General features: G+C 58.8%; 9 protein-coding genes and 1 pseudogene. 7 read left to right on the plus strand and 3 right to left on the minus strand.

Annotation, left to right across the window (positions count from 1 at the left end):
* Nucleotides 1–171 (plus strand): annotated as a pseudogene (locus HYI44_RS20260) (FAD-binding protein); the annotation flags it as partial.
* A 42-nt stretch (nt 172–213) separates the two neighbouring features.
* Here HYI44_RS20260 and HYI44_RS20265 read toward each other — a convergent pair.
* Nucleotides 214–2082, minus strand: a complete 1869-nt coding sequence (locus tag HYI44_RS20265; RefSeq protein ID WP_225570284.1) for a sigma-54-dependent Fis family transcriptional regulator — start codon at nt 2080–2082, stop codon at nt 214–216.
* A gap of 313 nt (nt 2083–2395) precedes the next feature.
* Between HYI44_RS20265 and HYI44_RS20270 the strand changes: the two genes are divergently transcribed.
* The 6 genes from HYI44_RS20270 to HYI44_RS20295 all read left to right on the plus strand — a co-directional run bounded on the left by HYI44_RS20270 (nt 2396) and on the right by HYI44_RS20295 (nt 9932).
* Nucleotides 2396–3196: an SDR family NAD(P)-dependent oxidoreductase gene (locus tag HYI44_RS20270; RefSeq protein ID WP_122840385.1), complete on the plus strand. Its 801-nt coding sequence runs from the start codon at nt 2396–2398 to the stop codon at nt 3194–3196.
* Nucleotides 3197–3322: 126 nt separating this feature from the next.
* Entirely contained in the window at nt 3323–5002 is a 1680-nt protein-coding gene (locus HYI44_RS20275) for a flavin-containing monooxygenase (RefSeq protein WP_225570285.1), read from the plus strand.
* The gene (gabD, locus tag HYI44_RS20280) at nt 4999–6447 is read left to right on the plus strand and encodes an NADP-dependent succinate-semialdehyde dehydrogenase (protein WP_225570286.1); all 1449 of its coding nucleotides are present in this window, start codon (nt 4999–5001) and stop codon (nt 6445–6447) included. Before HYI44_RS20275 ends, gabD begins: the two co-directional genes overlap by 4 nt.
* Nucleotides 6448–6558: 111 nt before the next feature.
* Nucleotides 6559–7890: a carbohydrate porin gene (locus HYI44_RS20285; protein WP_201148347.1), complete on the plus strand. Its 1332-nt coding sequence runs from the start codon at nt 6559–6561 to the stop codon at nt 7888–7890.
* Between the two features lie 60 nt (nt 7891–7950).
* Nucleotides 7951–8733 carry a (S)-acetoin forming diacetyl reductase gene (locus HYI44_RS20290; RefSeq protein ID WP_225570287.1) on the plus strand — a complete coding sequence of 261 codons (783 nt, stop codon included), beginning with the start codon at nt 7951–7953 and terminating at the stop codon, nt 8731–8733.
* 74 nt (nt 8734–8807) lie between these two features.
* The gene (locus tag HYI44_RS20295; RefSeq protein WP_225570288.1) at nt 8808–9932 is read left to right on the plus strand and encodes a glycerol dehydrogenase; all 1125 of its coding nucleotides are present in this window, start codon (nt 8808–8810) and stop codon (nt 9930–9932) included.
* 111 nt (nt 9933–10043) lie between these two features.
* Here HYI44_RS20295 and HYI44_RS20300 read toward each other — a convergent pair whose 3' ends face one another.
* Together HYI44_RS20300 and HYI44_RS20305 are read right to left on the minus strand one after the other, a co-directional pair.
* Nucleotides 10044–11027, minus strand: coding sequence for an LLM class flavin-dependent oxidoreductase (locus HYI44_RS20300; RefSeq protein WP_225570289.1), 984 nt, complete (start codon nt 11025–11027; stop codon nt 10044–10046).
* 35 nt (nt 11028–11062) lie between these two features.
* Entirely contained in the window at nt 11063–11869 is an 807-nt protein-coding gene (locus HYI44_RS20305) for a TIM barrel protein (protein WP_225570290.1), read from the minus strand.
* Nucleotides 11870–11871 lie beyond the last annotated feature (2 nt).

The raw sequence follows: 11871 nt of genomic DNA on the forward strand, positions 1-11871 counted from the left end.
TACATCGCCGTCGGTATCTCCGGCGCGATCCAGCACCTGGCCGGCATGAAAGACTCCAAGGTGATCGTCGCGATCAACAAGGACGAAGAAGCACCGATCTTCCAGGTGGCCGATTACGGCCTGGTGGCGGACTTGTTCGAAGCCGTTCCGGCGCTGCAGCAGGCTCTGTAAGCATCGCACGCCAGGCGGGCGAAAAGCCCGCCTGGCACTGACTCAATCATACGAGCCCTTGCCGGGCATTTTGATGCCATGCGCGTTCACTTTGCGGTACAGCGTTGCACGGGAGATCCCCAGTTCGCGGGCGGCCAACAGGGGTTTCCAGCGGTTGCGCACAAGCGTGTCGATCAACGCCTGACGTGCCGGGCTGCCGCTGGCCGTATCCTGGCCTTTTACCGGCGCACTCGCGCCGAGCATCGTTGGGAGGTCATCCACGCCGATCACCGGGCCTTTACACACAGCACAGGCATATCGCAGCACGTGGTGCAGTTGACGCATGTTGCCCGGCCAGCTGTAATTCAAGAGCATTTCCAGCGCAGACTCGCTCAGTTCCACACGCTCGCCCGAGCGCTCGCACTCGTCGTCCAGGAGTCGGTTGATCAACGCCAGTTTGTCTTTGCGTTCGCGTAACGGCGGAATATTGAAGCGTGCGCCGCTCAGACGGAAAAACAGGTCTTCACGAAAGCTGCCAGCCTCAACCAGCGTTGCAATATCACGGTGGCTGGCACACACCACCTGAATATCGATGGACTGGGTGCGTGCACCGCCCAGGGGAGCCACTTCGCCTTCGCTGAGTACTCGTAACAGGCGGGTTTGCAGGGCCAGGGGCATGTCGCCGATTTCATCGAGAAACAATGTGCCGCCGTCAGCCTGCTGCAACAGGCCTCGCATGCCTTTGGTCGAAGCGCCGGTAAAGGCGCCAGCGGCATAACCGAACAACTCACTCTCTATCAGGCTTTCGGGAATCGCTGCACAGTTCACTGCGACAAAGGGCTTGTCTCGACGCTTGCTGGCGGCATGCAGTTGCAGGGCAAAAAACTCTTTGCCCGCACCGGTCTCACCATGGATCAGCACGGGCAAACCGCGATCCTTGACACGTACCGCCAGCTCCAGTGCCTGCGCAACCTTGGGGTCCAGCGCTGATGCCGGGCTGCTGGCCAGTGGGACGCTAATGGGCCGGCGGGGCGCCTTGAGGCGCACGTGCAACCCCATCGACGGCAAAAAGTGGATGTTGTCATCCCCAGCGGCGGGCAGCTTTGCTGAGGCAAAGGCTTCATCGATATGTGCAGGGATTCGGCCACAACGCTGTAGCAGCAGGCGCCGCGCAGCGGGGTTGAGCGCCTCTATGCGGCCATCCCGGTCCCAGGCGAACAGGCATTGCGGTTGGCTGTCGACATAACCGGGCAGGGGGTGTGCGCGTAATACCCATAGGTCTTGGGTGCTGTACATGAAGTACGCATTTTCGAGTTCGGTAGCACTTTGAATGACCATTTGCCGAATCAAATGCTGACTGCGCCGGTCATCGGGAGCACGCACTGAAGAAACGTCCAATACCGCCAGGATCTCGCCGCCAGGTGAGAATATCGGCGCCGCAGAGCAGGTATTGCCGATAAACGCTGCACGGAAATGATCGAGTTTGTGCACGGTGACCGGCAGCTTGTCGATTAACACCGCGCTGACCGCTGTCGTGCCTTCTTCCTTCTCCGACCAGCAGGTGCCGACGTCCATGCCGGAGCGCCGGTACTCGCCGCGCAGGGCTGAGTCGATGCGGTAGTCGACGGTACATCCCAGCGTATCGGTGAGCATCACGCAGTAATCGGCGTCGCGTACGCGGCTGTGAAGCCGTGACATTTCATCTCCTGCCAGATGAAGGAAATCGTCGACACGCTGGCGGTGCTCATTGATCTGGTGAGCCTCCAGCACCCTTGGCCCCTGCAGGGATCCCGGGTCGAGCTTGTAATGCTGCACCGAGCGACGCCAGGAATCGAGGATGGCGTTGGGCACCGGCAGGGTCGGGGCATTCTGGGCAGTGCGCAGTACGCGACTCACGTGTTCCACATGAGTCTTCGAAAAACCAGAGGACATGGTACCTCCGAAGGTTGGATCTTATTTTTCTGTTGATGGCCATTAAAGGCGGCTTGGCCAATCCCTTCAAGCTGAATCAGTCGGCCGGTGCCGGTGAGACATAACCGCTCAGTATTCGCAGCGCCTCGCGGGAGACACGAGCGGTTATGTCTTGCGGCGGCCGGTCGGGCAGCAGCGATCCATTACGCGTTTAGCGCTCTATTCCGGGCGTTATGGAGCGACAGCAAGAGGTTGGCACCCGACTTGCTCTGTCAGTCTCAGCAGGCCGCGTCGAACGGTCGCATCTCAACAACAATAACGACAGAGGCAATACATGAGCGAATTCAACGCTGTGAATTTCTCCCTGAACGGCAAGGTTGCCCTGGTGACCGGCGCTGGCCGTGGCATTGGCCAGGGCATTGCGCTGAGCCTGGCCCAGGCCGGTGCAGACCTGGTGCTGGCCGATTACGACCTGGGCATCGCGCAAGAGGCTGCCGCGTTGGTCCAGGCCCTGGGTCGTCGGGCTGTGGCCCTGCAAGTTGATGTCAGTAAACCCGAGAGTGTTGCCCGTTTGATTGAGCAGGTCAGGGCGCAATTTGGCCGCCTGGATGTGGCGGTCAACAACGCGGGCGTGGTCAGCCTCGGTCGGGTCGATGAACTGGCCGTCAGCGAGTGGGACCGCATCATGAACATCAACGCCCGTGGCGTATTCCTCTGCTGCCAGGCCGAACTCAAGCTGATGCGTGAGCATAACTTCGGCCGCATCATCAACCTTGCCTCAATTGCCGGCAAAGTCGGTTTCCCGGACCTCTCCCACTACAGCGCCTCCAAATTCGCCGTGATTGGTTTTACCAATGCCTTCGCCAAGGAAGTTGCCCGCGAAGGCATCACGGTTAACGCCCTCTGCCCCGGTGTGGTGGGCACCGGAATGTGGCGCGGTGATGAGGGGCTTTCCGCGCGATGGGCGCAACCCGGCGAAACCGAAGTGCAATCCTGGGAGCGGCATCAGTCCAGCCTGCTCCCTCAGGGGGAAGCGCAAACCGTGGAAGACATGGGCCAATTGGCGGTTTACCTGGCGTGCGCTCCCCACGTTACCGGGCAGGCGATCGCTGTTGATGGCGGCTTCTCGCTCTAACTGACCCCCGCTCACTTAGCAGGTTTATGTCCGCTGAATCCTTATTCAGGGGAGCGGATACGGCTTGCCTGCAGCTTTGTTGTTGAGTGAAGCCTGCAGGCGCACTGATCGAAACAGGAGAACATAATGACAACTACAGTTCTGGCCAAACGTTCCGTTGGCACCGACGTTATCAACTACGACGCCATCGTGATCGGCGCAGGTTTCGGCGGCATTTACATGCTCAAGAAATTGCGTGATGAATTAGGCTTGAAGGTGCGCGCCTTCGACAAGGCCGGTGGTATCGGCGGTACCTGGTTCTGGAACTGCTACCCCGGCGCCTTATCCGACAGTGAATCGTTTGTCTATTGCTTCTCCTGGGACCGTGAGCTGTGTCAGGAGTGGGACATCACCACGCGCTACCTGACCCAGCCGCAGATCCTGTGCTACCTGAACCACGCCGTGGATCGCCACGATCTGCGCCGCGATATCCAGCTTGAGACAGGCATCACTGCCGCCGTGTTCGACGAGCAGAGCAGCCGCTGGCTGGTCACGGCCGATGACGGTCGTCAATACAGCGCCAAATACCTGGTGACGGCGCTAGGCCTGTTGTCCGCAACGAATGTGCCCAAGATCAAAGGCCTCGATCAGTTCAGGGGGAGCATGTATCACACCGCCAACTGGCCGGCCGATGCCGTACTGGAAGGCAAGCGCGTAGGTGTGATCGGTACGGGTTCGACAGGTTGCCAGGTCATTACCGCGATCGCACCGACCGTTGGCCACCTGACCGTTTTCCAACGCTCTGCCCAGTACACCGTGCCGGTGGGCAACGGTCCGGTCAGTCGCGAATACGTCGACGATATCAAACGTAACTACGACGCCATCTGGCAGGAGGTGCGGTCCTCGCGACTGGCATTCGGCTTCCCCGAAAGCGACATTCCGACCATGAGCGTGGACGCAGCTGAACGCAAAGCCATCTTCCAGCGCGCCTGGGATGGCGGCGGCGGCTTCCGCTACATGTTCCAAACCTTCAACGATATCGCCACCAGTGAAGAGGCCAATATCGAGGCGCAAAATTTCGTTCGCGAGAAAATCGCCGAGATCGTCAAGGATCCGGAAACCGCTCGCAAGTTGATGCCCCGCGATCTCTACGCCAAGCGCCCGCTGTGCGACAGCGGTTACTACGCGACCTTCAATCGTCCCAATGTGTCGCTGGTTGACGTCAAGGCCAACCCGATCGAAGAAATTACCGCCAAGGGCATTCGGACGGCCGATGGCATTGAGCACGAGCTTGATGTTCTGGTGTTTGCCACCGGTTTTGACGCCGTGGACGGTAACTACAAACGCATCGATATTCGCGGCCGCGATAACGTCTCGATGAAGGATCACTGGGCGGACGGGCCGTCCAGCTACTTGTCGGTGGCCACCGCCAAATTCCCGAATATGTTCATGATCCTGGGGCCTAACGGTCCGTTTACCAATCTTCCACCGACGATTGAGACCGAAGTGGAGTGGGTCTCCGATCTGGTTGGGTTCATGGAGCAGAACGAGTTGGCCTGTGTGGAACCGTCTGCGCAAAGCGAGCAGGAATGGGGCAAGACCTGCCAGGACATTGCCGATCAGACGCTGTTTGCCAAGACTGACTCATGGATCTTCGGCGCCAATATCCCCGGCAAAAGCAACAAGGTGTATTTCTACATGGGGGGGTTGGGCGCGTTCAGCGAGCAATTGGCAGCGGTCAAGAACGATGACTACCGGGGCTTCAAGTTCAAGGCCATGAGTGTCGAAGGGGCGCCCAAACGTCGCGTAACGGAGAACCTGCAATGAACTTGAACAACCCCGAGCTCTTGCGTCATCAAGCCTTTATCGACGGTAAATGGCTGGCCGCAGACAACGAAGCCGCGATCACGGTGAGCAACCCGTCGACGGGCGCCACCATTGGCCAGGTACCGCGCATGGGTAAGGCTGAAACACGCCGCGCCATCGAGGCTGCCGAGCGCGCTCTGCCAGCGTGGCGTGAGCTTCCTGCCAAGGCCCGCGCCAATGCGTTGCGGCGTTGGTACGACTTGATTATCGAAAACCAGCACGACCTGGCTCACATCATGACCCTGGAACAGGGCAAGCCGCTGCCTGAGGCGCTGGGTGAAATCGTCTTCGGCGCCTCCTATATCGAGTGGTATGCGGAGGAGGCGAAGCGGGTCTACGGCGATATTATTCCGGGCGCAACGGACAAACGCTTGCTGGTCATCAAGCAGCCCGTGGGCGTGTGCGCCGCCATTACGCCTTGGAATTTCCCTAGCGCAATGATCACCCGTAAAGCCGGTCCGGCGCTGGCCGCTGGTTGCACAATGGTCATCAAGCCGGCCTCCCAGACGCCGTTTTCGGCATTGGCGCTGGTGTATCTCGCCGAACAGGCGGGCATTCCCAAAGGGGTGCTGTCGGTGGTGACGGGCGCAGCGGCAGAGATTGCCGAGGAGCTGACCAGCAACCCGGTGGTGCGCAAGATTTCCTTCACGGGGTCCACTGAGATCGGTCGCCAGATCATGGAAAAATGTGCCCACGACATAAAGAAAGTCTCTCTGGAACTGGGCGGCAACGCGCCCTTTATTGTGTTCGACGATGCCGATCTGGACGCTGCCGTAGAAGGCGCACTCGCGTCGAAGTTTCGCAATGCAGGGCAGACCTGTGTCTGCGCGAATCGACTGTATGTGCAAGACAAGGTGTATGACGCCTTCGTCGACAAACTTGCTTCAGCCGTGGCCGCTCTGAAGATTGGCGATGGTTTTACCGAGGGCGTGACGCTTGGGCCGCTGATTGATGGCAAGGCCGTCGCCAAGGTGCGCGAGCATATCGAGGATGCTTTGGCTAAAGGGGCCAAGGTTGTCCAGGGTGGTGGTGCGCATACCCAGGGTGCCAATTTCTTTGAGCCCACGATCTTGGTGGATGTGCCGGACAACGCTCGTGTCGCCAAGGAAGAAACTTTCGGTCCGCTTGCACCGGTCTTTCGCTTCTTCGATGACGCCGAAGTCATCGCTAAAGCCAACGACACCGAGTTCGGCCTGGCAGCGTATTTCTACACCGCGAACCTGAGCCGGGTGTTTCGTTTGGGCGAGGCGCTGGAGTACGGCATCGTCGGCGTCAACACCGGGATTATCAGTTCCGAAGCCGCACCGTTTGGTGGGGTCAAGGCGTCGGGTGTTGGCCGGGAAGGCTCCAAATACGGCCTGGAGGATTACCTGGAGATCAAATACCTGTGCCTGGCCGGCATTTGATCTGTATCGACCCATTTTCAACTGATTGCTTTCTTGAGTGACCGCAAGGGCGCTGCCCTGCGGTCCGGGCAACGCTGTGTCGTAAACATAAAAACAATAGGGTAAATCGACATGAACATCGCTTGGAAATTGCCGCTGGGGCTCGGGCTCCTGTCATGCATCGCTGTGCCTGCCTCTGCGGACGACGCTTACTCGAAATGGGGGACCGGAGATTGGGGAGGGGTACGCAGTGAGCTGCTGGAGCAGGGCGTTGACGTGATCGTCGGTTATGTCGGCGAAGCCGCCACCAATGTGCACGGAGGCTATAACCATGACCGCACGGCGCGCTACACCGCGCAATGGGCACTGGGCACGCACCTGGATCTGCAAAAATTATTTGGCTGGAATGACGCCGAGTTCCAACTGCTGGTGACGGAGCGCAATGGTAACAACCTCTCCAACGAGCGTGTTTCTGACCCCCGCGCACCGCAACTCAGCTCGGTGCAGGAGGTGTGGGGCAGGGGACAAACCTGGCGCCTGACCCAGATGTGGTACCGCCAGAAATTTTTCAACAGCGCCCTGGACCTCAAATTTGGCCGCGTGGGCGTCAACGAGGACTTCGCCAGCTTTCCATGCGACTTTCAAAGTCTGTCGTTTTGCAGTGCCCCCATCGGCAACGTCGCCGGCGATATCTGGTACAGCGGGCCGGTGAGCCAGTGGGGCGGCCGTGTGCGCTATAACCTCGATCAACGCTGGGCGGTGCAGGTCGGGGTGTATGAGCAGAATCCGTCGTACCTGGAGACAGGCAACGGTTTCAAGCTCAGCGGCAGTGGTACCAAAGGCGCGTTGGTACCGGTGGAGATTATCTGGAAGCCAACCCTAGGCAAAGAAGCCTTACCCGGTGAATACCGCCTGGGTTACTACCACAGCAGTGCCAGCGCCAACGACCTGTACGACGACGTCAACGGTAACCCGCAGGTGTTGACCGGGCAGGCGCCAAAGTCGCGCAGCAGCAAACACGGCGCATGGATCATTGGCCAACAGCAGCTCACTGCCCATAACGGCGATGCCTCACGCGGTCTGAGCGTATTTGCCAGCTTGACCGTGCACGACAAAGCCACCAGTGGCATCGAAAGCTTCCAGAATATCGGCGCGGTCTACAAAGGCCCGTTTGATGCGCGGCCCAAAGATGACCTCGGCGTGGGCATCGCCCGCCTCAAGGTCAATGACGACGTCACCAAGCGCCAGCGCCTGATCAATGACAGCACCGGCATCAGTGACTACAACGACCCGCAGTACGTTCCCGTGCAGCACAGCGAATACAACATCGAACTCAATTACGGCGTGCACGTCACCGATTGGCTGACCGTGCGCCCGAACGTGCAGTACGTGCGCAATCCAGGTGGCGTTTACGAGGTGGACAATGCCTGGGTCGCCGGTGTGAAGCTGCAGGCGAGTTTCTGAGCCTGGGCAGATGTGTGAGCAGTCTTTAACCCCCCATCACGAATAAGAAGGAACACCAGCATGAGTAAGTCCTTGGGAAAAGTTGCTTTTGTAACCGGTGCCGGTCAAGGGATCGGAGAAGCCATTGCCTTGCGCTTGGCGGCGGATGGTTTCGCCGTAGCCTGCGCCGATATGAATCTTGAAACGGCCGATCAAGTGGCTGAAAACATCAGGAAAACGGGCGGCAAAGCCCTGGCGATAAAGGTCGATGTGGCCATTCGGGAGGATGTTTTCGAGGCCGTGCAGGCAGCGGTGGATGGCTTGGGTGACCTGCATGTGGTCATCAATAACGCAGGTATTGCGCCCATTGCTCCCATCGAGGCGATTACGCCAGAGATCTATCGGCGAACGTTCGACATCAACGTGGGCGGTGTGCTCTGGGGCATACAGGCGGCAGTCAACGCGTTCAAGGCGTTGGGTCATGGCGGCAAAATCATCAGCGCTTCGTCGCAGGCGGGCCATATCGGCAACCCGGACCTGGCGGTGTATGGCGGAACCAAGTTTGCCGTGCGTGGCATCACCCAGACAGCGGCGCGGGAATTGGCGCACCTGGGTATCACCGTGAATGCCTACTGCCCTGGCATCGTCAATACACCGATGATGCGCAAGGTTGCCCAGGATGTGGCTGATAATGCCAATCAAAGCATTGAGTGGGGGATGGAACAGTTTGCCCAGCACATCACCTTGAAGCGGCTTTCCCAGCCCGAAGACGTGGCAGCCTGCGTGTCGTTCCTGTCCGGCCCTGACTCCGACTACATGACCGGTCAGGCCGTGATCATTGATGGCGGAATGGTATTTAACTGATTCGTCATCAGCGCAGAAGAACGCTCAAGCGTGCAGACGTTGAGCGTTATGCGCAGGCGACGTGAGGGAATGAGATGACTATTACCAAAGGCATTGCATCGCCGGCCAAGTTTCTGGTCCAGGCCGATGCACTGGTGGATTTAGCGATACATGGCAAAGCCTTCGGGACCAATGCCTATTTGATCTGCGATCAATTTATCGTCGGCCGGGTTCATGAGAAAGCGATGCCGGGGTTCAAAAACGAACAACGCGCGGAGTTGGCTGTGTTTGGCGGGCAGTGTTCCGACAGCGAAATCAACAGGCACGTGGAAGCGGCACGTGGGGCTGATTATGTGGTCGGGATAGGTGGCGGAAAAACCCTGGATACCGCCAAGGCGGCGGCACACTTCCTGGAAAAACCTGTGCTGATCCTGCCTACGCTAGCCTCTACGGACGCGCCCTGTACGGCGATTTCGGTAATTTACAACGACGACGATACGTTTAACCGCTATCTGTTCTTATCCAGAAACCCGGACGTTGTTCTAGCCGACACGCGCATTCTGGCCGAACAACCCCCGCGTTTTTTTGCCGCGGGCGTGGGTGACGGTCTGGCCACGTATTTCGAGGCGCGGGCATGCTTTGCCGCGCAGCGCGACAATCTGATCCTGGGCAATGACGGCAAGATGCTCAAACCCACATTGATCGGGTTTGCGATTGCCCAAACGTGCTTCGAGACCATCAAAAAGTATTCGGCCCAGGCGGCATTTGCGGTGCAGAAGAAAGCCATTACTGCCGCCCTGGAGAATACGATTGAAGCCACCATCTACATGTCCGCTGTCGGGGCTGAGTCGGGTGGTTGTGCCGCTGCGCATGCGATCCATAACGGCATGACCAACGTGCATGATCTGCACAGCGCACAGCACGGAGAAAAGGTCATGTTCGGCCTGTTCACCCAGCTCGTGATGGAAGCTGCGCCTATGGTTGAAATCGAGGAAGTAGTGGACATTGCAATAGCCGTAGGTTTGCCACTGACGCTCGAAGACTTGGGGCTCAAACATTTCAAGGAAGCGGAGTGGAGAAAAGTGGCGGAGTTGGCCTGCGATAAAAACGACACGATGCACAACATGCCGTTCACGGTGACGCCGGACCTGGTGTATGACGCGATCGTGGCGACGGACGCATTGATGCAGGCGTTCAAGCGACAAAAGGCTGTGCACTAGCCACTTGATTGAGCATCCGTTTTGAGGCGTCCATAGCGCTGAAACGGTTTGGCGCCGTCAATCGTTCAACCGGATTGACGGCGCTTTTTTGGTCACGGAACTCAGACCGGCTCAAGTCATTACATCGGCCAGGGATTCGGCGATCAGTTGATAGGATCGGCAACGCGCCTTGGCGTCATAAATGCGCGCATCAATGATCACTTCATCGACTTGGGTCGTTGTAATGAACTGGCGCAGCCAACTGCTGACGTCGTCCTGGTCACCTGTTGAGGTGCATAGCATCGCCTGATTGAGCGTGTGCCGATCACTATTTGAAAGCTTATCCATGAAGCCCTCCGAGGGACGGGGCAGCGGGCCTGCTTTACCTGTGTACAGGTTGCACACCCACTGCCGGTGAGAGCTGGCGATGTAATCGGCTTCGGCCCGCGACGGAGCTGCAAAAACATTGACGCCTGCGATCACATAGGGCTGCTTGAGCGTCGCCGATGGGCGAAACGACGTACGGTAGTGCGTGATCGCATCCATCAAAAAGCGCGGTGCAAAGTGTGACGCGAAGGCATAGGGCAGCCCGAGTTTGGCGGCAAGGTCTGCACTGTTCATGCTTGAGCCCAGGAGCCAAAGTGGCACGTCGTGGGCTCCGGGAATCGCCCGCACCGGCTGATGCCCGTTGTCTGCCAGGTAATCCTGCAAGTGTTGAATATCCTGCGTGAAGTCACGCTCAGAAGCGTCACCACGCAAGGCGCGGATGGCTGCCCCTGCAGAACCTGGTGCTCGACCGATACCCAGGTCGATGCGGCCAGGGAACAAGGTGGCCAATGTTCCGAACTGCTCAGCCACCATCAATGGGGCGTGGTTGGGCAGCATGATGCCGCCCGAGCCCACGCGCAGGCTGCTGGTGGCCGCTGCCAGATGCTGGATGAGCAGGGTGGTGGCCGAAGAGGCGATACCCGGCAGGTCATGATGTTCGGCGACCCAGTAACGTTTGTAACCATGGGCTTCCACATGTCGTGCCAGTGCGACCGCGTCATCCAGGGTGTCGGTGAAGGTTTTACCTTCGCCTATCATCATCAGGTCAAGCACAGAGAGGGCAGTCATTGCAGGCTCCTTTTTCATATCAGGTAGAGAAGGCGTTACAGCGATGAAAAGTCCGACCAGTGCGGATGACGTTCCAGGCGACGATCAATGTCCCGAAGGGTTACCAGGCAGCGTTGCAGTTTCAGGTAAATATCGCCGCCGTAGTCCCAGCCGAGCACGCCAATGCTGCCTGTGTATCCCACGCTGTTCAGCGCTGCGACCACGGCGAAGTTGTCCAACTCTCCACGGTCTACCGGCTCCATCGTGGCCACGCCGCCCCAGCCCAGTTCGCTGAGCGCGCTGCCTGAAAGTACAACTTGCATCAACCAGGGTTGCATCGCTTCAAGGCGCTGTTGAAGCTCGCCTTCCTGACTGGCGTACCAGTGATAGCCATTGAACGATGCACCCAGGCGCGGGTGGGCGAAGTATTCACAGATCTGCACCACCTGAGCCGTGGTCTGGGTGACGTGATGAAGATGGGGATACAGCGCGATTTTCAAGCCTCGACGTTCTGCGATAGGCAGCACCGACTCGATGAACCGCATAATGGCCGGGCTGCCGTTGACCGAGGTCTGGACCGCCAGTTCGATGAGTTCCACCCCTTCGACGCTTTCGATGATTCGCCTAATGAGATGATCATTGCGGCCTTCGTGCAGCACCAGGTAGAGGCCTTCGACGCGCAGACCATACAGTTCACCCACGCGCGGCAGCAGGCGCAGGTCGGTCAGCGGCGTGCCGCCCCAGGCCGAAACAGTGAGGCCGTCATAACCGAGTTCGGCGAGCATTTCGCACTGCGACTGGAAGGCGTAAACGCCCATTGAAGAGTAAAAAAATGAATCGAGTGCATGGACGCGATGGGCCACGG

This window comes from Pseudomonas sp. Y24-6 (assembly GCF_020295325.1).
Taxonomy (GTDB): Bacteria; Pseudomonadota; Gammaproteobacteria; order Pseudomonadales; family Pseudomonadaceae; genus Aquipseudomonas; species Aquipseudomonas gregormendelii.